The 20,939-nt window shown below is 75.9% G+C and carries 18 protein-coding genes; 12 read left to right on the top strand and 6 right to left on the bottom strand.

Features of this window, described 5'->3' with window-relative positions; translation table 11 throughout:
* Nucleotides 1-35 precede the first annotated feature (35 nt).
* Nucleotides 36-998: an electron transfer flavoprotein subunit alpha/FixB family protein gene (locus E4N63_RS02390; protein WP_125623464.1), complete on the top strand. Its 963-nt coding sequence runs from the start codon at nt 36-38 to the stop codon at nt 996-998.
* Between the two features lie 175 nt (nt 999-1,173).
* On the opposite strand, the gene E4N63_RS02385 is transcribed toward E4N63_RS02390, so the two are convergent.
* Nucleotides 1,174-2,157, bottom strand: coding sequence for a LacI family DNA-binding transcriptional regulator (locus tag E4N63_RS02385; RefSeq protein WP_268271119.1), 984 nt, complete (start codon nt 2,155-2,157; stop codon nt 1,174-1,176).
* 200 nt (nt 2,158-2,357) lie between these two features.
* Between E4N63_RS02385 and E4N63_RS02380 the strand changes: the two genes are divergently transcribed.
* Complete coding sequence (locus tag E4N63_RS02380) at nt 2,358-3,329, top strand: ROK family protein (RefSeq protein WP_230242304.1); 972 nt, start codon at nt 2,358-2,360, stop codon at nt 3,327-3,329.
* Nucleotides 3,330-3,573: 244 nt separating this feature from the next.
* The gene (locus E4N63_RS02375; RefSeq protein ID WP_125623466.1) at nt 3,574-4,608 is read left to right on the top strand and encodes an NUDIX hydrolase; all 1,035 of its coding nucleotides are present in this window, start codon (nt 3,574-3,576) and stop codon (nt 4,606-4,608) included.
* Here E4N63_RS02375 and E4N63_RS02370 read toward each other — a convergent pair.
* Nucleotides 4,549-5,280: an MBL fold metallo-hydrolase gene (locus E4N63_RS02370; protein WP_230239766.1), complete on the bottom strand. Its 732-nt coding sequence runs from the start codon at nt 5,278-5,280 to the stop codon at nt 4,549-4,551. The genes E4N63_RS02375 and E4N63_RS02370 overlap by 60 nt on opposite strands.
* Nucleotides 5,281-5,433: 153 nt before the next feature.
* Between E4N63_RS02370 and E4N63_RS02365 the strand changes: the two genes are divergently transcribed.
* Complete coding sequence (locus E4N63_RS02365) at nt 5,434-5,718, top strand: hypothetical protein (RefSeq protein WP_230239765.1); 285 nt, start codon at nt 5,434-5,436, stop codon at nt 5,716-5,718.
* A 73-nt stretch (nt 5,719-5,791) separates the two neighbouring features.
* Here E4N63_RS02365 and E4N63_RS02360 read toward each other — a convergent pair whose 3' ends face one another.
* A complete protein-coding gene (locus tag E4N63_RS02360) occupies nt 5,792-7,171 on the bottom strand; it encodes a dipeptidase (protein ID WP_230239764.1) in 1,380 nt (459 codons plus the stop codon).
* A 318-nt stretch (nt 7,172-7,489) separates the two neighbouring features.
* On the opposite strand from E4N63_RS02360, the gene E4N63_RS02355 reads away from it, so the two are divergent.
* Nucleotides 7,490-8,647, top strand: coding sequence for a geranylgeranyl reductase family protein (locus E4N63_RS02355; protein WP_050364566.1), 1,158 nt, complete (start codon nt 7,490-7,492; stop codon nt 8,645-8,647).
* Between the two features lie 184 nt (nt 8,648-8,831).
* On the opposite strand, the gene E4N63_RS02350 is transcribed toward E4N63_RS02355, so the two are convergent.
* A complete protein-coding gene (locus E4N63_RS02350) occupies nt 8,832-9,332 on the bottom strand; it encodes a DinB family protein (RefSeq protein ID WP_125623471.1) in 501 nt (166 codons plus the stop codon).
* A 278-nt stretch (nt 9,333-9,610) separates the two neighbouring features.
* Here E4N63_RS02350 and E4N63_RS02345 point away from each other — a divergent pair, with 278 nt between their 5' ends.
* The 6 genes from E4N63_RS02345 (at nt 9,611) to E4N63_RS02320 (ending at nt 17,676) form a co-directional block, all read left to right on the top strand.
* Entirely contained in the window at nt 9,611-9,838 is a 228-nt protein-coding gene (locus E4N63_RS02345; protein ID WP_227956934.1) for a hypothetical protein, read from the top strand.
* A gap of 288 nt (nt 9,839-10,126) precedes the next feature.
* Nucleotides 10,127-11,665: an MFS transporter gene (locus E4N63_RS02340; RefSeq protein WP_125623472.1), complete on the top strand. Its 1,539-nt coding sequence runs from the start codon at nt 10,127-10,129 to the stop codon at nt 11,663-11,665.
* 219 nt (nt 11,666-11,884) lie between these two features.
* Nucleotides 11,885-12,595 (top strand): Crp/Fnr family transcriptional regulator, encoded by a 711-nt coding sequence (locus tag E4N63_RS02335; RefSeq protein WP_125623473.1) that lies wholly within the window; start codon nt 11,885-11,887, stop codon nt 12,593-12,595.
* A 153-nt stretch (nt 12,596-12,748) separates the two neighbouring features.
* Nucleotides 12,749-15,922 carry a hypothetical protein gene (locus E4N63_RS02330; RefSeq protein ID WP_230239763.1) on the top strand — a complete coding sequence of 1,058 codons (3,174 nt, stop codon included), beginning with the start codon at nt 12,749-12,751 and terminating at the stop codon, nt 15,920-15,922.
* Entirely contained in the window at nt 15,919-17,052 is a 1,134-nt protein-coding gene (locus tag E4N63_RS02325) for a hypothetical protein (RefSeq protein ID WP_125623476.1), read from the top strand. The genes E4N63_RS02330 and E4N63_RS02325 overlap by 4 nt, the downstream gene beginning before the upstream one ends.
* Before the next feature lie 3 nt (nt 17,053-17,055).
* Nucleotides 17,056-17,676, top strand: a complete 621-nt coding sequence (locus E4N63_RS02320) for a Pycsar system effector family protein (protein WP_228430360.1) — start codon at nt 17,056-17,058, stop codon at nt 17,674-17,676.
* A 36-nt stretch (nt 17,677-17,712) separates the two neighbouring features.
* On the opposite strand, the gene E4N63_RS02315 is transcribed toward E4N63_RS02320, so the two are convergent.
* Nucleotides 17,713-19,014 carry an MFS transporter gene (locus tag E4N63_RS02315; RefSeq protein ID WP_125623477.1) on the bottom strand — a complete coding sequence of 434 codons (1,302 nt, stop codon included), beginning with the start codon at nt 19,012-19,014 and terminating at the stop codon, nt 17,713-17,715.
* 17 nt (nt 19,015-19,031) lie between these two features.
* On the opposite strand from E4N63_RS02315, the gene E4N63_RS02310 reads away from it, so the two are divergent.
* The gene (locus tag E4N63_RS02310; RefSeq protein ID WP_125623478.1) at nt 19,032-20,267 is read left to right on the top strand and encodes an ROK family protein; all 1,236 of its coding nucleotides are present in this window, start codon (nt 19,032-19,034) and stop codon (nt 20,265-20,267) included.
* A 63-nt stretch (nt 20,268-20,330) separates the two neighbouring features.
* Here E4N63_RS02310 and E4N63_RS02305 read toward each other — a convergent pair whose 3' ends face one another.
* On the bottom strand, nt 20,331-20,906 hold the full coding sequence (locus tag E4N63_RS02305) for an ATP-binding protein (RefSeq protein WP_230239762.1): 576 nt from the start codon (nt 20,904-20,906) through the stop codon (nt 20,331-20,333).
* Between the last annotated feature and the right edge of the window lie 33 nt (nt 20,907-20,939).

The raw sequence follows: 20,939 nt of genomic DNA, 5'->3' as shown, positions 1-20,939 counted from the left end.
CCGATCCAGACTCGTATCCGCAGGAGAGCATTCCCATGGCTGAAGTTCTCGTCTACGTCGATCACGTGGACGGCTCCGTCCGCAAGCCGACCCTCGAACTGCTGACCATCGCCCGCCGCATCGGTGAGCCCGTCGCCGTGCACCTCGGTGCCGGTGGCGACACCGCCGCCCCGGTGCTCGCCGAGTACGGCGCCGTGAAGGTCCTGACCGCCGACGCGCCCGAGTTCGCCGACTACCTCGTCGTGCCGAAGGTCGACGCGCTGGAGGCCGCGGTCGCCGCCGTCTCCCCGGCCGCCGTCCTGGTGCCGTCCTCCGCCGACGGCAAGGAGATCGCGGCCCGCCTCGCGGTCCGCATCGGCTCCGGCATCATCACCGACGCCGTCGACGTCGAGGCCGGTGACGAGGGCCCGGTGGCCACCCAGTCGGTGTTCGCCGCCGCCTTCACCACCAAGTCCCGCGTCAGCAAGGGCACCCCGGTCATCACCGTCAAGCCCAACTCGGCCGCCCCGGAGGCCGCCCAGGCCGCGGGCACCGTCGAGCAGCTCGCCGTCACCTTCGGCGACAAGGCCACCGGCACCAAGGTCACCTCGCGCACCCCGCGCGAGTCGACCGGCCGCCCGGAGCTGACCGAGGCCGCGATCGTGGTCTCCGGCGGCCGCGGCGTCAACGGCGCCGAGAACTTCCCGGTCATCGAGGCGCTGGCCGACTCCCTCGGCGCGGCCGTCGGTGCCTCCCGCGCCGCCGTGGACGCCGGCTGGTACCCGCACACCAACCAGGTCGGCCAGACCGGCAAGCAGGTCTCCCCGCAGCTCTACATCGCCGCGGGCATCTCCGGGGCGATCCAGCACCGCGCCGGTATGCAGACCTCGAAGACCATCGTGGCCGTCAACAAGGACTCCGAGGCCCCGATCTTCGACCTGGTGGACTACGGCGTCGTCGGCGACCTCTTCCAGGTCCTCCCGCAGCTGACCGAGGAGGTCAAGGCCCGTAAGGGCTGACCTCCGCGTGGTTTCCGCGAGGCCCCGGCGCACCGTCCGTGCGCCGGGGCCTCGCGTCCGCCCGGGGGCCGGGTGCCGGACGGCGGGTACCGGATGCCCGCGGCGGGGCGGGCCGGCGTCGCGGCGGCAGGGCACCGCTCGGCCCGTACCTCCGGGAGCCCTCCGCCCCGCCGGGCTACGACGGCGGCAGTTCCCCGGAGCCGCGGGGGATCAGCCGGGTCGGGAGGGTCGTCACCTCGGGCGGGTCGTCCGCCCCGTCCAGCCGGCGGAAGAGCCGGTCCGCGGCCGTACGGCCCAGCTGCGCGGCGTCCTGCGCGATCACGGTCACCCCGGGGTCGAGCAGATCGGCCAGCTCGAAGTCGTCGAAGCCGACCAGGGCCACCGGCCGGGTCCGGCCGCTGAGTTCGCGCACGGCCGTGACCGTCACCCGGTTGTTGGCCGAGAAGAGCGCCGTGACCGGCCGCGCCCCGTCCAGCATCGCGCGGGCGGCGGCGCGGACCCGTGCCGGGTCGGTCGGGCCGAGTGAGACCCATGCCTCGTCCACCGGCAGCCCGGCTCCCGCCATCGCCGCGCGGTAGCCGCGCAGCCGCTCCCTGGCGGTGTGGATGCGCGGCAGGTCGCCGATGAAGCCGATCCGGCGGTGGCCGTGGGCGATCAGATGGGCCACGCCCTCGCGGGCACCGGCGTAGCTGTCGGTCAGCACGACGTCCGCCTCGATGAGACCCGGCGGCCGGTCGACGAAGACGGTGGCGATCCCGGCCGCGATCTCCGGCTCCAGATAGCGGTGGTCGTCGCTGGCCGGGACGACGATGAGCCCGTCGACGCGGCGGGCGCAGAAGGCCAGGACGAGTTCGCGCTCCCGCTCCGGGGCCTCGGCGCTGGAGCCGTGGATCAGCAGCGCCCCGTGGGCGCGGGCGGCCTCCTCCACGGCCCGGCTGAGCGGGCCGTAGAACGGGTCGGCGAGATCCTCCAGGACCAGCCCGATGCTCGCGGTGCGGCCCTTGCGCAGGATGCGGGCGCTGTCGTTCCGCCGGAAGCCCAGGGCCTCGATCGCGTTCTGCACCCGCTGGACGGTGTCCGGGGTGACCCCCGGCTCGCCGTTGACCACGCGGGAGACCGTTTTCAGTCCCACCCCGGCGCGTGCGGCGACATCCTTCATGGTGGGCCGGGTGCCGTAGCGGCGCTCGGGGGTGCGGGTGCTGTCGGCCACGTGGCGGATCCTCGGTCGGCTGCGGAGTGGTGGCTGGCAGCATACGGCCTGGACAACGTTGTCAAATGCAAGGAGACTGATGCGTGATGCCCGACGTCCCAGGCCCGCCCACCGGCGCGCGGCCCCTGCCCACCGGAGAGACCCCGCCGATGCACAACGACCTCGTGGCCGCCCTCGACATCGGTGGAACGAAGATCGCCGGAGCGCTCGTCGGCGGAGGGGGCGAGATCCTGCGGCGGTGCCGGCGCCCCACCCCCGCGCGGGAGGACGGTGCCACCGTGATGGCCGCCGTCCGGGCCGTCCTCGACGACCTCGCCGCCGACGCACCGCTCTGGGAGCGGGTCACCCGCCTCGGCATCGGCAGCGCGGGGCCGGTCGACGCCTCCACCGGCATGGTCAGCCCCGTGAACGTGCCCGGCTGGCGCGATTTCCCCCTGGTGGACGAGGTCGGGCTCGCGGTGGGCGCGCTGCCCGTGGTGCTCGTCGGCGACGGTGTCGCCATGACGGCGGCCGAGCACTGGCTCGGGGCGGCCCGCGGCCGGGCGAACGCCCTCTGCATGGTCGTCTCGACCGGCGTCGGCGGCGGACTGGTCCTGGGCGGGCGGCTGCATCCGGGCCCGACCGGCAACGCCGGGCACATCGGCCACATCAGCGTGGACCTCGACGGGGACCCCTGCCCCTGCGGCTCCCGCGGCTGCGTCGAACGCATCGCCAGCGGCCCCAACATCGCCCGCCGCGCCCTGGAGAACGGCTGGCGGCCCGGCTCGGAGGGCGACGCCACAGCCGCCGCCGTGGCACGTGCCGCGCGGGCCGGCGATCCGGTGGCGTCCGCCTCCTTCGAGCGTGCGGCGCAGGCCCTGGCCGCCGGGATCGCCGCGACCGCCACCCTGGTGGAGATCGAGACGGCGGTCATCGGCGGGGGAGTGGCGGGAGCGGGTGAGGTGCTCTTCGCACCCCTGCGCCGCGCCCTCTCGGACTACGCCACCCTCTCCTTCGTCCGGGGCCTGGAGGTCGTCCCGGCGCGGATGGGCGCCGACGCCGGGCTGGTCGGCGCGGCGGCGGCCGCGCAGGCGTTCTCGGACGGTGCGGTGGGGGCCCGGCCCCCGGCGTCGTCCGTCTGACACCGGCCCGCCCGCGTGACGCCGGCCCGGCGTCCGCGGGGAGCCGCCCGAGCTTTGTTGCCGACGCTTGACCCGGGGCCGGGATGAACGGCCGGAGCCAGGGGAAATGTCCCCGCATACGCCGACGGCATGGCCCATCTCCACCGGGGCCGTGACGGCCGTTCCCTGCGCCGACACGAACAAGTGTTTCCATGGCAGGGTGGTGCGGGCAGTCCCACCGTGGGCCACATCCGAGGGGGAAAGCGTGATCGTCTGGCTGAACGGCGCGTTCGGCACGGGCAAGAGCACCGCGGCGCGCGAGCTGATGGACCTGATCCCCGGCAGCCTGCTCTACGACCCGGAGCCGGTCGGCGACGGCCTGCGGACGATCCTGCCCCGCAAGCGCCTGGACGAGGTCGCGGACATCCGCGACCTGCCGGCCTGGCGCCGGCTCACCGTGGAGACCGGCGCCGCCGTCCTCGCCGAGGCGCCCGGTGTGCTGATCGTTCCGATGACGCTCCTGCGGCAGGAGCACCGGGACGAGATCTTCGGTGGCTTCGCCTCCCGCCGGATTCCGGTCCGGCATGTTCTGCTGCACACAGAGGAAACGATCCTTCGCCGACGGATAGCCTCCCGCGAGGACGTCCCCGGCGACCCCGGTGCCTCCGCCTCCGTCCGAGCCCGCTGCCTGGCGCAGATCCCGCCGTACCGTGCGGCACTGCCCTGGCTCACCGAGGACGCCCATCTCGTCGACGCCACCGGGCTGACCCCGCGCGACACCGCCGAGCGCGTCGCCGAGGCCCTGCGGGCCGGCGCCGGCGCCTGCGAGATCGTCCAGACACCGCGGCCCGCCGCCGAGACCCTGGCGGCCGGGGTGCTGCTCTTCGACGACCGGGACCGCGTGCTGCTGGTCGACCCCACCTACAAGCCCGGCTGGGAGTTCCCCGGCGGCGTCGTGGAGGCGGGCGAGGCACCGGCGCGGGCCGGCGTGCGGGAGGTCGCCGAGGAGATCGGCATCGAACTCGACCGGACGCCCCGGCTCCTCGTCGTGGACTGGGAGCCGCCCGCGCCGCCCTCGTACGGCGGTCTGCGCATGATCTTCGACGGCGGGCGGGTCGCCGAGGACGACGCCCGCCGGCTGGTGCTCCCGGCGGCCGAGTTGCGCGCCTGGCGCTTCGTCACCGAGGAGGAAGCCGGGGCGCTGTTGCCGCCGGAGCGCTTCCGGCGGCTGCGCTGGGCCCTACGCGCCCGGGAGCGTGCCACCGTGCTCAACCTCGAGGACGGCGTGCCGGTCGGCTGACGCCCGCAGCAGGCGCCCGGCGCCGGCGGTCAGCGGGTCGCCGTGCCCGAAGCACGCGGTTTCGCAGTCCAGCGCGGCCAGCCGGTGGAAGGACTCCAGGGCGCGGGCCCGGTCCGTGTTGAAGACCCCGAGGATCGCCCGCCCCTCGTGGCCGGCGACGGCGTCGCCGGTGAACAGCACACCGTGCCCCGGCAGATGGATGCCGATGCTGCCGTCGGTGTGCCCCGGCGCCGCCACCACGCGGGCGCCGCCGCCGAACGGGAGGACGTCGCCGTCCGCGAGCTCCCGGTCCACGGGGGCGGGCGGCGCCGGCGGCACCGTCAGCGCGTGCTCGAACAGCGGGCGCTCCCAGTCGAGCAGAACGGGCGGCGCGGCCTCGGCCTCGCCCCGGACGACGGGCGCGTCCAGCCGGTGCGCGGAGAGCCCGGCCCCGCAGCGGGCGGCCAGTTCCGCGGCCGCGCCGGTGTGGTCGGGGTGCCCGTGGGTCAGCACGATCCGCCGCACCTGCTCCGGGCGGAATCCGAGGTCACGGACGGCCGCGATGATCGCGGGACCGTCGTGCGCGCCGCCCGCGTCGATCAGCGTCAGCTCGTCGCCGTCCCGCCAGAGGTACGCCTGGCCGATCCGGAAGCGGAACATGTGCAGCTCGGGAAGTACTTCGACGACGTCCATGCGGGCCACCGTACGGAGCGCGGCGGCCGTCGGCGCGGAGCTGCGCGGCGGGCGAACGGGATCCGCCGAAAGCGCAATTCCCTTGCCGCGCGGGCATGTTGCGTGTCCGGAACAGAACCGGCCCCTCCGCCCGGGCCGGGCTGTGGTCCGCTCATGGACATCGCGGTGTATCTCCTCGTCCCGCTGCTCATGCTGGTGGGCTGGGGCATCGAGCGCAGGATCGAGCTGACCGGCCGCAGGCTGGCCCGGATCGAACGCAAGGTCGACCTGGTGATGGAGCGGCTGGGCATCGAGGAGGCGGATCCCGGGCTGGACCGGGTCCGCGCGCTGGCGCGGGACGGGAAGCGGGTCGAGGCGATAAAGGCCTACCGCCGGTACACGGGCGCCGGGCTGAAGGAGGCCGTGGACGAGGTGGACCGGCTGGGGAACCGCCCCTGAGGGGTCCCGCGGGGACGCCGCCCGTCCGCCCTCCGCCGGTCGTGCGCGCGCCCGGCGGAGGACGGCCGGGGGCTCAGGCCCTCCGCGTCGCCGCGTAGTTGCTCAGGAACAGCGCCTCGGTGAGGGAGAGCCGCCGCAGCTCCTCCGGCGAGACGCTCTCGTTCACCGCGTGGATCTGCGCCTCCGGCTCGCTCAGGCCGATCAGCAGGATCTCCGCCTCCGGGTACAGCGAGGCGAGGGTGTTGCAGAGCGGGATGGAGCCGCCCTGCCCGGCGATCTGCATCTCCTCGCCCGGATAGGCGGCGCTCATCGCCTCGGCCATCGCCGCGTAGGCGGGGCTGCCGGTGTCCGCGCGGAAGGGCTGGCCCTGGCCGCACTGCTGCACCGTCACCCGCGCGCCCCACGGGGTGTGCGCCTCCAGATGGGCGGTGAGCAGCTTGGTGGCCTCGGTGGCGTCGGTGCCCGGCGGCACCCGCAGGCTGACCATGGCGCGGGCGCTCGCCTGGACGGACGGGGTGGCGCCGATGACCGGCGGGCAGTCGATGCCGAGCACGGTGACCGCCGGGCGGGCCCAGATGCGGTCGGCGACCGAGCCGGAGCCCGTCAGCTCCACGCCGTCCAGGACGCGGGCGTCGGCGCGGAAAGCGTCCTCCGGGTACTCCAGCCCGTCCCAGCTGCCGTCGGCGCCGAGTCCGTCCACGGTGGTGGAGCCGTCCTCGGCACGGAGCGAGTCCAGCACCCGGATCAGCGCGGCCAGCGCGTCCGGCGCGGCTCCGCCGAACTGGCCCGAGTGGAGGTTGCCCCGCAGGGTGTCGACCTGGACGGTCACCAGCGTCATGCCGCGCAGCATGGCGGTGACCGTGGGCAGGCCGGCGCGGAAGTTGCCGGTGTCGCCGATGACGACGGTGTCGGCGGCGAGCAGCTCCGGGTGGGCCTCGGCGTAGCGCTCCAGTCCGCCGGTGCCCTGCTCCTCGGAGCCCTCGGCGATGATCTTGACGGTGACGGGGACACCGCCGTTCTCCTTGAGGGCGCGCAGGGCGGTGAGGTGCATGACGAGGCCGCCCTTGCAGTCGGCGGCGCCGCGCCCGTACCAGCGGCCGTCGCGCTCGGTCAGCTCGAACGGCGGTGACAGCCAGGCGGATTCGTCCAGCGGCGGCTGCACGTCGTAGTGCGCGTAGAGGAGGACGGTCGGCGCGCCCTCCGGGCCGGGCAGCAGGCCGTACACGGACTGGGTGCCGTCGGGGGTGTCCAGGACGGCGACGTCCTGGAAGCCCTCGGTGCGCAGGGCGGCCGCGATCCAGGCCGCCGCGGCCTCGCACTCGCTCTTCGGGAACTGCGTGGCGTCCGCGACCGACCGGAAGGCGACCAGCTCGGCCAGCTCGGTCCGGGCCCTGGGCATCAGGCCCGTGACGGCGTCGGCGAGGGGGGACGGCTGCGGAGACCGCGATGGCATGGGGGCGCTCCTCGTGGGTGCGGTGGGCTGGACGGGCCGTCCGCCGCGGGCGCGGTCGCGCGGTGGGCGTCAGGCGCTGCCGATCCTCCCACAGAGGCCGCCACCGGCCATGCGCCGTAGGATGCGGACCGGAGAGCCGGGACGACAGTTCGAGCGGGAGCGAAGGCACAGGTGAGCAGCGACAACAGCGCGGGCGGCAGCACATCCCCGGAGGGCACGGGCCCCGGCGGTCCGGCCTCGGGAGGCACGCCCGCGGAGGGCACGGCTCCGGACGGCGCGGCCCCGGAGCGGGGCGGCGGAACAGAGGTCTGGGACGTCGTGGTGGTCGGCGCCGGGCCCGCGGGAGCCTCGGCGGCCTACGCGGCGGCCGTCGCGGGACGCCGGACGCTGCTGCTGGAGAAGGCGGAACTGCCCCGCTACAAGACGTGCGGCGGCGGCATCATCGGCCCCTCGCGCGACGCCCTGCCGCCCGGCTTCGAACTGCCCCTGCGGGACCGGGTGCACGCGGTGACGTTCTCCCTCAACGGCAGGCTGACCCGGACCCGCCGCTCCAAGACCATGCTGTTCGGCCTGATCAACCGGCCCGAGTTCGACCAGGCGCTGGTGGACGCGGCCGAGGCGGCCGGCGCACGGGTCCGGACGGGTGTTCAGGTCTCCCGGGTGGAGCAGCACGGCACGGCGGTGCCGGACCGGCGCACGGTGGCCGTGGTGCTGAGCGGCGGCGAGACCGTGCTCGCCCGCGCGGTCGTCGGGGCGGACGGCAGCGCCAGCCGGATAGGCGCCCACGTCGGGGTGAAGATGGACCAGGTCGATCTCGGACTGGAGGCGGAGATCCCGGTTCCGGAGACCGTGGCCGAGGACTGGGCGGGCCGGGTCCTCATCGACTGGGGGCCGATGCCCGGCAGTTACGGCTGGGTCTTCCCCAAGGGGGACACCCTGACGGTCGGGGTCATCTCGGCGCGCGGCGAGGGAGCCGGAACCAAGCGCTATCTGGAGGACTTCGTCGGCCGCCTGGGCCTGGCCGGTTTCGAACCCAGCATCTCCTCCGGCCATCTGACCCGCTGCCGGGCCGACGACTCCCCGCTCTCCCGGGGCCGCGTCCTGGTCTGCGGCGACGCCGCCGGGCTGCTGGAGCCGTGGACCCGCGAGGGCATCTCCTTCGCACTCCGCTCCGGCCGGCTCGCGGGGGAGTGGGCGGTCCGGATCGCCGAGGCGCACGACGCGGTGGACGCCCGCCGCCAGGCGCTCAACTACGCCTTCGCCATCAAGGCCGGACTGGGCGTGGAGATGGGCGTCGGCGCGCGGATGCACGCCGTCTTCGCCCGCCGCCCGGGGCTGCTGCACGCGGCACTCACCGGATTCCGGCCCGCGTGGAACGCCTTCGCCAAGGTGACCCGCGGCTCGACCTCGCTCGGCGAGATCGTCCGGAGCAACGGGGTCGCGCGGCGCACGCTGGCGGCCCTGGACAAGGGCTGAGCCGCAGGCCGGGCGCGGGGTGCGGGCGCGGGTACGACGGTGCCGGGCGGGGGCCCGTGGTCCTCGCGCCGGCGCGCCCGGCCCGCCGTCCGGCGCGACGGCACCGGAGGCGTCCGGTCCCTCCGCTCGGGCCCGGTCGGTGAGGGGCAAGACCGGGTGCTCCGGCGCGATCCGCAGCAGCTCCTCACGGGGGACCCGGGAAGTCACCCGTGGCGCCGTCGATCAGTTCACGGAGGATGTCCATGTGTCCGGCGTGCCGCACGGTGTCCTCCAGCATGTGGATCAGGACCCAGCGCAGGGACACCTCGTTGCCGTTCCAGGAGGTGCCCAGGGCGTCGAGCGGGAGTTCGCGGACGGTGCGGTCGGCGGCGGCCCGGGCGCGGCCGTAGAAGTCCACGATGGCGGCGGTGGTCTCGTCCGCCGCGATGGTCATGTCCTCGTTCTCGAAGGGATCGAACCAGAGCGGTTCCGCCTCCCGCCCGAACGTGTCGCAGAACCAGCCGTACTCGACGCAGGCCAGATGCTTCACCAGGCCCAGCAGGCTGGTGCCGGAAGGCGTCATGGGGCGGCGCACCTGCTCGTCGTCCAGCCCTTCGAGTTTCCACAGCACCACATCGCGGTGCCGGTCGAGACCGGTGTGCAGACTCTGCTTCTCGTCGCCGGTGAACGGCACGCGTCGGATCATGCCGCGGAACGTAACAGCCGGGGCCGACAACGCCGGTGGCCGGAGGTGGCGGCCGGTATGCCGGTACCCCGCCGGCCGTGCGCGGTGGTCCGCGGAGGTGCGGGGCGGGCGTGCCGGCCACGTCGGCACCGGGGCCCGGGGCCCGCGCCGTCCGGGATCGCGGATGTCCGACGGGCACGATAGAAACGTGGTGCGCGCGGAGGCGGCGGGGCTCCTGGCTGACGGGCGCGCCGCGCCGGAAGCGTCGGCGGGGGCCGGGGACGGGAACGGGGGAAGTCTTGCTGAAGCTCTATTACCGGCTCGTGTACTGGAAGAGGCGTGCCGGGCGGGCCGCCGGGCGGCGCAGGCCACCGGCGCGGCAGCGGTACGCCGCCGGGGGCCTGCGGGTGCGGATACACCGGCTGCGGCCGCTGTGGGTGTTCGCCGCCATCGTGGCCGTGGTCCTGGTGGCCTCGGCGGTGGTCGGCGAGTGGACCCGGCCGGAGTACGGGACCGGGATGCCGTAGCGCGGACGGTGCCGCCCGGCCCGGCCGGCCCGGGGCTGCGCTTGCTCCCGGGCCGCGGCCGGACCGTCCCGGCCGCGGCCCGGCGCTGCTCCCGCGGCCGTACCGCCGCAGCCACCGCCGTGCCGTCACGGACCGGCCGCGCCCGCGCGGATACGGTGGGGCTGCCGCCTGCAAGGGCCCGCCCCCCGGGTGTCCGGAAATACCGGGCGGGGGCGGCGCGCCGTCGCGCACCGGCCGCCGGGAGCGGCCGGCCACGGCATCCGTACCGCCTGCCCCGGGGAGTGCCGCATGACCCAGCCCGGAGATCTGCGCCCGGGCTCTCCGGCCGGGCGGCTGGTGCTGGCCGCCGCCGTGCTGGGCTCCGGCATGGCGATGCTGGACGGCACCGTCGTCACGGTGGCGCTGCCGAGGATCGGCGCCGAGTTCGGGGTGCCGCTGTCCGTGCTGCAGTGGACGGTCAACGCCTACATGCTGACGCTCGCCGGTCTGATGCTGCTCGGGGGAGCGCTCGGCGACCGGTACGGCCGGCGGCGGGTGTTCGCACTGGGCGTGGTCTGGTTCGCGGTCGCCTCCGTGCTCTGCGGACTGGCCTGGACGGACACCGTGCTGATCGCCGCGCGGGCTCTGCAGGGCGTCGGGGGAGCCCTGCTGACCCCGGGCTCGCTGGCGCTGATCCAGGCGTCCTTCCGCCCGGAGGACCGGGCGCGGGCGGTCGGGCTGTGGTCCGGGCTCGGCGGGGTGGCCATCGCGGTCGGCCCGTTCCTCGGCGGCTGGCTGGTGGACGGTCCCGGCTGGCGCTGGATCTTCTACATCAACGTGCCGCTCGCCGCCGTCGTCCTCCTCCTCACCCGCCGGGTGCCGGAGAGCCGCGACCCGCTGGCGTCCGGGCGGTTCGACATCACGGGGGGCGTCCTGGCGGCCCTGTCGCTCGCCGGCATCACCCACGCGCTCATCGAGGCCTCCGGCGGCCCGGAGGGAGTCATCGCCGCCGCGACCGCCGCCGGTGGCGTGCTGTGCGGTGTGCTCTTCGTCCGGCACGAACGCCGGACACCGCGTCCGATGCTTCCCCTGTCGCTCTTCCGGTCCCGGCTCTTCACCTGGGTCAACGTCGTGACGCTGTGTCTGTACGCGGCGATCGGCGGGGTGTTCTTCCTGCTGCCGACCCAGCTGCAGAACGCGGTCGGCTACGACGCGATGGAGGCCGGGATCGCGTCGCTGCCGGTCACCCTGCTGATGATCGCGCTGTCCGGACCGGCGGGAGAGCTGGCGCAGCGGACCGGCCCCCGGCTGCCGCTGACGGCGGGGCCGCTGGTCGCCGCGGTGGGCGTGCTGCTGCTGGGCCGGGCCCGGCCGGGCAGTTCGTACTGGCCGGACGTGTTCCCGGCGACCGTTCTGCAGGGCCTGGGGATGAGCCTCTTCGTGGCGCCGCTGACGGCGACCGTGCTGGCCGCCGCCGACACCGGACGGGCCGGGACCGCCAGCGGGGTGAACAACGCCGCGGCCCGGATCGCCCAGCTCCTCGCCGTGGCCGCGCTGCCCCTGGCGGTCGGCCTCTCCAGCGACGAGTACCGCGTCCCGGAGGCCATGGACCGGGCCTTCGCCGCCGCCCTGCCGCTCTGTGCCGGGCTGATGGTGCTGGGCGCGCTGATCTCCCGGCTCACCATGCCGACGGGGCGGCTGGCCGGGGACGGCGAGGAGCCGGAACGGCCCCAGTGCACCGCGCACTGCGGGCTCACCAGCCCGCCCCTGGAACCCGGCCGGCCGGACGGCGGCCGCCCGCCGGCACCGGACGGGGGGCCCGGGCCGCCCCGGGGCCCGGAGACGTGACCGGGCCGGACGCCCGCGCGTGCGTCTCCGGCCGGAGTGCCGGCCCGGCGACAGGGCGGGCCGACCCGCGAAAGAAGAAGATCCACAACTTGGACAACCGTGCTGTCAAGGGCTTTTGACTACCTGTCGGGCACTCGGTAGCGTTCCGGCGCACACGGCCCGGCGGCCGCGGGAGGACCCGCGCGCCCCGCGCGCGCAGCACCGGATGGGGGTGGCCCGGTGGGCCTTTTCGAACAGGGGCGCTCCTTTCTGGACGCCCTTCCCGCGCAGGACCGGACTGCGCTGATCAGGCTCGGCACCCCACGCCGTTACGCCCCGGGGGACGTGCTGATGCGCGAGCGCGACCGCACGTCCTTCGTCGTCGCCATCCTCAGGGGCTGGGCCACCGTCTCCGTCGACACCGAGCGGGGTGGCCGGCTGATCCTCGCCGTCCGGGGGGCCGGATCGGTGGTCGGTGACCTCGCGGCCGTCGACCGCGGCCCGCGCAGCGCCACCATCACCGCTCTCGGCCCGCTCGACACCCTCGTCATCCCCGGCGACCGGTTCCGCGGCTTCCTGGCCACGCACCCCGCCGCCAACGGCCCGATCATGCGGCAGCTCAGCTCCCGGCTGCGCAGCTCCGACGGCGAACGCCGGGCCCTGGCCTCCGAGAACGTTCTGCGGCGGCTGGCCGCGAGGATCGTCGAACTGTCCGACCGGGCGGGCGCCTCGGCCGAGGGCGGCGGGGTGGTCATCGCCCTGCCCATGCCCCAGCACGATCTCGCCGCCGCGATCGGCACCACCCGGGAGGCCGTCGCCAAGGCCCTGCGGCTGCTGCGCGAGCAGGGCGTGGTGAGCACGGCGCACCGCCGTCTGGTGGTGGAGAACCCCGCGCTGCTGCGGCTCCTCGCCCGCGGCGAGTCCACCGGGCAGTCCGGACAGTCCGGATAGCCGGATCCGGCCGCCGGGCCGCCGGGCCCGGCGCGAGCGGCACGCGGGGCGGCAGCGGCGAGATGCGTCCAACTGTGTAAACGGCTACGGACGGGGAGCCGTGCCCGGGCCAGTCTGGTCCCGTCGAGCACGCCACGCAGCCGAGGAGTACCAGTGGGGACCAGACAAGCCGTCAACCGGCTGATCGTCAGTGTGGACGCCGAGGGCTCCTCCCAGCGGGACCTGCGGGGCAAGCTCCATCTGCGCGACATGGTGTACCGGCTGGTCGAGGACGCGCTGTGCGCGGTGGACCTGCCCGCGGACCGGGTGCACCTGGAGGACCGCGGCGACGGGGTGCTGCTGGCGACCGACCCGGCGACGCCGCCGGAGGCCATGGTCGGCCTGTGGCTGGAGGAGATCTACCAGGGGCTGCGCGAGCACAACCGGGGCGGCCGCCCGGACGCCCGGCTGCGGCTCCGGATCGGCATGCACGCGGGGCCGGTGGCCGACGACGGCCGCGGACTGGTCGGCACGGCCGTCGACCAGGCGTGCGGGCTGTGCGACAGCGCCGCCGCGCGCCGGGTCCTGGCGGCGGCGCCCCGCTCCGACCTCGTGTTCGTCGTCTCCGACTGGCTGTACCAGTCGGTCGTCGCCGAGGGCGGCCGGTTCGTCGAGCCCGAGCACTACCGGCCCGCGCCGGTGGAGGTCAAGCAGGCCGGGCTGACCGCCTGGTTCCACGTCCCCGGACTGCCGGTCCCCCCGCTGCCCGCGGCGGGACCGGCCCTGGCCACCGGGAACCCTTCGGGGGAGGGGTCCCGGACGGGCGCGCCCGGCGGTACCGGTGAGACCGGTCAGGAGAAGGATCGGCAACCGGTACCGCCGGAACCGCGCCGGGAGGCGCCCAAGTACGTCTTCGAGCAGATCGACGGGGACAACACCGTCCTCGACGGCAACACCTTCGAGGCCGGCTCCACCGCGGTCGAGCAGGGGCGGAAGCGGCGCACGGGCGGGGCGGGGCCCGGTGAGCGAGGAGGAAGCGGGCGCGGCACCCGCCGCCGGAGGCAGGGACGCCGCGGCGGCCCCGGCCGGGACGAGCGGGGCGAGGACAAGGCCGGCGCCTCCCCGGAGCGGCCGCGCGCCCTCCAGGGGCCGCGCGGCCCGGCCGGCGGCGGAGCGGACGCCGTGCAGGCGGTGCGCGAGGCCCGCGCCAACTTCACCGTCCACGGCGCGAACACGGTCGTGGACAGCGCGGCGGGTGCCGTCCACGTCGGCGACGTCTACCAGTTCGGCGGCCGCCCCTCCCTGGTCTCCGGCGCCGTACCGCGGGACGAACTGCGCGCCCTGCGCCTCGTCTTCGCCGAACCCCCGGGCTACCGGGAACTCCGCGCCCTGCTCACGGAACGGCGGATCATCGCGCTCTGCGGCGACCCCGGCACCGGCCGCGGCTACGCGGCGCTCTCCCTCCTCGACGAGCTCACCCGCGGCACCGTCGAACGCATGGACCCGCGCACCGAGCTGGACCGGATCGCCGACACGGACATCCAGGACGGCCACGGCTACCTCACCGAGATCGCCGTGGACGGCTTCCCCGCCCGGGCCGGAGCCGGCGACACCCCGGCCGGAACCACCGGCGAGGACCACCCGGCACGGAGCGCCGCGGGGGCCCGCCCGGCCGAGATCCACCTCGACCGGCTGCGCGACCTGCTCACCGCACGCGACGCCTACGCCGTCCTCGTCGTGGACGCGGGCGACTTCGCCGACGAACTGCTGCGCGGCCGCTACGGCACCCTCTTCCGGCCGCCGGACGCGGAGAGCGTGCTCCGCCGCCATCTGCGCCCCCTCCTCGGCGCCGGCGGCACCGAAGCCGTCCAACGCGCGGTCGCCGCCTCCTGCGGCGAGGACGTGACCGGGGCCCTCGGGCTGGAACAGCTGCGCCCCCACGAGGCCGTCACCCTCGCCGGCCTGCTGGCGCGCCACGCCAAGGACGAACTGACGGACGACGGGCTGCGCGCCGAGTGCGCCGGGTTCGCCGCCCGCCAGGCCCGGGCCTGGTTCGCCGGCGCCGGCCGCGGCGGCAGCCTGGGCACCGCGCTGACGACCCTCCGTCCCGCCGCCTTCCGGGGCGCGCTCGCCGTGTACAACGGCGCCCCGTACAGCGTCGCGGCCGAGGCGGCCGAACAACTGGCCTGGGAGTTCGCCGCGACCTGGGCGCCCGAGGAGGTGCCCGGCCGGCCCCTGTTCACCGACAACCTCCAGGCCCGGCTGACCGCCGCCCGCGCGGTGCTGGAGGACGGCGCGGCACCGGTCGGGGACGTCGAGGTGCCGGTGCGCACGGTCCGTTTCCAGGGCCGCGCGCTGTCCTCGGCCGTCCTCGGCCACATCTGGGACCAGCACCACAACGCGCGCGGCCCGCTCTCCCGCTGGCTGCGCACCCTGTGCGACGACTCCCGGCCCGCCGTCTGGGTGCCGGCCGCGGTGGCCACCGGCGCGCTGTCCTGGCGCGACTACCCGTACGCGCTGGCCGAACTGGTGCTGCCGATGGCCGCCGCCGACTCCGCGTCCCAGCGGATGGCCGCCGCCACGGCGACCGCCGAGGGCGCCCGCCACGAGGCGGTCCGGGGGGCGGCCCGCGCCCTGGTCCGCGGCTGGGCCCGGGGCACGGACCCGCTGCTGCGCCGTACCGCCGCGCTGGTGCACGGCTACGGCTCCGTGGAGGAGTCGCTCACCGCCGGCCTCGACGAGCTGGGCCGGCTGGCCGGTGCCGCCTCGGACCGGGACGGCGGCGCGGCGGAGCCGGAGACGGACTGGGGCCTGCTGGAGGACACCGCCTACAGCGTCGTCCGGCTGCTCGCCAGCCCCGCGCCCGGCACCGTCGTCACCCGCATCGGGCGCTGGCTCGGCGACGGACGGGCGAGCCGCCGGGACCTCGGCCTGCTCTGCGTGGTGGGTGCCGTGTCGATGCGGGCCTGGGCGCTGTGGGGGCTGGAGGACCGGGCGGAGCTGGAGCCGTATCTGAGCCGGCCGCTGGTGGCCGCCCTGCTGGCGGTCGAACAGGGCGAGCGCCACCGGCTGGCCGATCTGGTGCGGTTCGCGCTGGACAACGGCCGGTCCCGCGACGCCGTGCTCACCGCGCTCACGGACTGGATCCGCCGTGGGGAGCGGGACACGGCGCTGCTGGAGGAACTCTGCCGGTTCCTGCCGCTGGTGGCCGCCGACGAGCCCGGCCGGGAACGCCTGCGCCATCTGGCGGCCCGGCTGGAGCGGGACCCCGACGAGTCCGTCGACCCGGCGGTGACCGCGCGGGTCCGGGAAGCAATGGCACCAGGGGAAGGGAACACCGCACCATGACCGTCCAACCGCACCAGTCCCGCACAGGAATGCCCGGGCTGCCCGCGCAGGCCCCCGGCGGGCCGGTATCCGCCCACAGACCCCGGCCCGCCGGGGCCGGCCCGTCGCAGGACCTCGCCGGCCCGTTCGTCCGCGAGTACACCCCGAAGTGGCCCTACCGGCACCCGAGCGCCCAGGTCGCCTCCGTGCTCTACTACCGCATGCGCTCCACGCGGGTGGTGAACCCCGAGGGCGACCGCGGGCACTGGCTCCACTTCTTCTCCCGGCCCTACACGGTGGTGGACGTCCAGCTCGGCTGGCACGTCGCGCAGTTCGAGGTGAAGCTGCCGACCGCCGACAGCGCCCTGTTCTTCCCGGCCCGGGTCAAGGTCCGCTGGCGCGTGCGCGACCCGTACACGGTGGCGGCCAGCCAGGTGTCGGACGTGGCCCAGCTGATGATCCCCGAACTGGAGTCGCGGCTCCGCGAGGTCACCCGGCGGTACGCCGTCCACGAGGTGAAGGCCGCGAACGAGGCGGTCGGCGAAGCGCTCGGCGGCAGCGACCCGGGCAGCGCGTTCGGCCTGGAGCTCGAGGTGTTCGCGGACATCAGCCCGGACGAGCTGACGGTCCGGCACACCGAACGGGTGGTCGAGGCCCGGCATCTGACGGTGCTGGAGCGGATCGACCAGGACCTGCGGCGGCTGAAGGACGAGGGCGAGCGGAACAGCATCCGGGAGTGGACCGCGCACTTCCAGGGTGCCCTGGAGCGCGGCGAGACCGCCCTCATGGCCGAGATGATGGCCCGGAGCCCGCAGGACCTGCCCAAGATCCACGCCATGCTGCGGAACGAGCAGCGCGAGGCGCGCCAGGACTCGATGGAGCTGATCGGGCGGCTGATCGACGGCAATCTCCTGGAGACCTGGCAGCTCGGTGACCAGGCGCAGGCCGTGGTGGAGTTCCTGCGCACCGGCACCCGGCGGGTCGTCGAGACGGCCGGGGACGCGTCGCACCGCGTCCTGGACGCCGGCGGCGGCGCGGCCGGCGGGCGCGAGCCGGCGCGGCCCCGGCCCTTCTGGGAGGCGGAGCGGGAGGACGGTCCGGGCGGCGGCAGCGGCCCGGGCGCCGGCCCGGCACGGCCCGGCGGGGGGTGACGGATGACGACGACGCCACCGGCGGGTGCGGGCGGGAGCCCGGCCGGCACTCCGGCGCCCGGGGACCCGCCGGCCGGGCTCCCGGGCACCGGTTCCCCGGACGCCCGCGGTGAGCGCCGGCCGGCCGGGCCCGGCGCGCACCTCGTCGCCGAGCGCCTGCTCAACACGGTGCGGGAGGAAATGGGCCGGGCCGACACCAAGGCGTCGATCCTGCTCTCCGGGGCGATGGCGGTCCTCGTCATGGTGCTGACCTGGTACGGGGACGGGCTGCCGGCCCTGCCGTCGGCCGCCGCCGCGGCCGGGGTGCTGCTGTGGACCGCGGGGGTGGTCATGCTGGCGGCCGTGGTGGTGCCGCGCAGGCGCCCGCCCGGCCGCCCGGTGGCCGCGGCGGCCGCCGCCGACGGAACCTTCTTCGCGGACCTGACACGGTTCCCGGGCGGTGCGTCGGCGGAGGCGCTGCTGCCCCGGGTGGCGCGGGCGGGCCGGGAGCCGCAGCGGTGGATGGTGGAGCAGTCGTGCACCCTGGGGCTGATCCTGGCGGTGAAGTACCGGTGGCTCCGGCGGGGTGTGCTGTGCCTGGCGGCCGGCGGAGTGCTGCTGCTGGCGGTCCGGCTGCTGCAGTGAGTTCCGCCCCGGCGGCCAGCCCCGGCGCGCCGGGGTTCACGGCCCGCCGGGGGAGGCCGGGGCCTCAGCTCCCGGGCCGTTCGCGGGCCCGGCGTCCGGGTTCACCGTCCGTCCGAGGAGCGGGGCGGCCAGCGCGGACAGCCCGGCCAGGACCGCGACGGTGGTGAGCGCGGCGGGCAGCGAGTACCAGTCGGCCAGGAAGCCGATGGCGGGCGGGCCGAGCAGCATGCCGCCGTAGCCGAGCGTGGAGGCGGTGGCCACGCCCCTCGGGCCCGCGAGCGCCCCGGCCCGTTCGACGGCGACGGGGAAGACGTTGGCCAGCCCCAGCCCCGTCACCGCGAAACCGAGCAGGGCGAGCCAGACGGTGGGCGCCAGCGCGCCGAGCAGCATCCCGGCGGCGGCTGTCGCGCCGCCGGCCACGAGGGCGCGGGTCCGGCCGAGCCGCAGCAGCTGCGCGGTGCCCGTCAGCCGGCCCGCCGTCATGGCCAGGGCGAAGAGGGCGTAGCCCGCGGCGGCGACACCCGGGTGGGCCGCCAGGTCCTGCTGGAGGTGGAGCGCGCCCCAGTCCGCGAGCGCGCCCTCGCCGTACGCGGTGCAGAAGGCGATGAAGCCGAAGAGGAGCACCGCCCGGCGGGTGCGGGTGGTGTGCCGGGGAGCGCGTGCGGCCGTGCGGGCGCCGGAGTGCGCGCCAGGCGTCTGGGAGACGGCGCGCTCCGGAACGGGAATCGGGTGCGCCAGAAGGACGCGCCCCGCGGCCGCTGTGACGAGCAGGGCGACGAGGCTGAGCGCGGCCAGATGCCGGGCGGCGGAGAGCTGCCCGGCGACCAGGCCGCCCAGGCCCGCCCCGACCATGCCGCCGAGGCTGAACGCGGCGTGGAACGACGGCATCACCGGGCGGCGCAGCGCGGCCACCAGGTCCACCGCCGCGCTGTTCATCGCCACGTTGACGGCCCCGTACCCGGTGCCGAACAGCAGCAGCACCAGCCCCAGGGCGAGCACGGAGTGGGTGAGGGCCGGCAGCGCGACGCTCAGCGAGAGCAGGGCGGCACTGGCGACCGTCACCCGCGCGGTGCCGAAGCGGTCGCACAGGCGGCCGGTGACCGTCATGGTGGCCACCGCGCCCGCGGAGACGCCGAGCAGGGCCAGGCCGAGGTCGCCCGCGGTGGCGCCGGTCTGCTCCTTGACCGAGGGGATGCGGACGACCCAGCCGGCGAAGACGAAGCCGTCCAGGGCGAAGAAGAGGGTGAGCGCGGTACGCAGCCGGTTCGGTACGGGGCCGGCGGTGTCGCCGCCCTTTCCGCCCGAACGGAGCGTCCGTATTTTGTTCAGGGTCGGCACAAAGTGAGAATAGGGGGGTGACCCCATCTCGGACAACACGGCTGGAGAGAGGCCGCAACGCCCTCGGCCCGGCGCTGGAGCTCGTACACACCGGACGGGCCCCCACCCGTGCCGTCCTCACGGCGGAGCTCGGGGTGACGCGGGCGACCGCCGGAGCCGTCGCCGCCGAGCTGGAGGCGCTGGGGCTGATCACGGTGGACTCCCGGCCGGGCGGTGCCGCCGGAGCGCAGGGCAGGCCCTCGCACCGGCTGGCCGTCGACGCCGGGGGCCCGGTGGTGCTGGCGGCGCAGGTGCACGCCGACGGTTTCCGGGCCGCGCTGGTCGGGCTCGGCGGCCGCATCGTCGCCACCGCGCCCGGCTGCCAGGACGTACCGGCCGACCCCGGGCACGTCCTCGCGGCCGTCGTCGAGGCGGGGGCCGGGCTGCTCGCGGAGAGCGGCCGCCGCTGCGTGGGCGCCGGGCTGGCCGTCCCCTCGGCGGTGGCCGAGCCGGAGGGCACCGCCCTCAACCCGCTCCATCTCGCCTGGCCCGTCGGCGCACCGGTCCGGGAGCTCTTCCGCGAGGCGGTACGGGACGCGGGCATCCTCCCCGGCACTCCCGGCTCTCCCGGCGGCCCGGCCGTCTTCGCCGGCAACGACGTCAACCTCGCGGCGCTCGCCGAGCACCGGCACGGCGCCGGCCGCGGCGCCCGCGATCTGCTCGTCGTGGCCACCGGCCACCGCGGTGTCGGCGGTGCGCTCGTCCTCGACGGGCGCCTGCACACCGGGAGTTCCGGCCTCGCCCTGGAGGTCGGGCATCTGACCGTCAACCCGGACGGCCGCCCGTGCCACTGCGGCAACCGCGGCTGCCTCGACGTCGAGGCCGACCCGCTGGCCTTCGTCACGGCCGCCGGGCGCGACCCCGGCCCGGAGGTCTCCCTGCTCCAGCGCTCCCGCGACCTGCTCCGCACGGAGTACGGCGACCCGGCCGTACGGAGCGCCGCCCATCTGCTCGTCGCCCGTCTCGGACTCGGACTGGCCGGGCTCGTCAACATCCTCAACCCGGACCGGATCGTGCTCGGCGGCCTCTACCAGGATCTGCTCAAGGCCGACCCTGAGCGGCTGCGGGCGGTGGTCGCCGAACGCAGCCTCTGGGGCCGGAGCGGCAGTGTGCCGGTGCTGGAGTGCGCGCTGGACCACAACAGCCTGGTCGGCGCGGCCGAGCTGGCCTGGCAGCCGGTCCTGGACGACCCGCTGGGCACTCTCGCCGGGTGAGGAACGGGACGGGCGCCCGGCGCGGGGACCGGCCGGGCCCGGGGCCCGGCGGCCGGGAGCCGGTCAGCCCGGGGCGCGGGCGCCGGCCGCGGCGGGTTCGCGCGGGGCCACCGGGGTGTGCCGGAGCGGTGCACCGGCACCGGCGCCGGACAGCGGAGCGGCGGCCGGTCCCGCCCCGGCGGGCCGCTGCGCGGCGCGGGCCGGCCTTGCTGCGGGCGGGGGTGCGCCGGGGCCGGCGGAGACCGGGGCGTGCAGGGAGAACCACACGGCCTTGCCGCGGCCCCCGTCCCGTTCCCGCACCCCCCAGCTCTCACTGACGGAAGCGATCATGGAGAGCCCCCGGCCGTAGGTGGCGGAGGCGCCGGCGGCGTGGACGCGGGGCACCCGGGGATCGCTGTCCTGCACCGAGACCGTCAGCCGCTCCGGCAGCAGAAGGATCTCGACCGTGCAGTTCTTGTCCGGCTGGGCATGGCGGTGGACATTGCTGAGCAGCTCGGTGACTCCGAGTGCCGCCGCGTCGATCAAGGGGTCGAGACGCCAGTACCGAAGATGCGCCGAGACGATTCTGCGTACCTGGCCGATACGCGACGGCAGGGCCTGGAGCTCCACCGTGCAGTGCCCGCGTGGCTTGCTGATCACGGCTGCGACTCCCTGAGAGGTTCGGGGACCGAA

It is taken from the genome of Streptomyces sp. MNU89, assembly GCF_020982505.1.
In the GTDB taxonomy this organism is placed as follows: Bacteria; Actinomycetota; Actinomycetes; order Streptomycetales; family Streptomycetaceae; genus Streptomyces; species Streptomyces xinghaiensis.
This window is presented reverse-complemented; position numbering and strand designations above follow the sequence as displayed.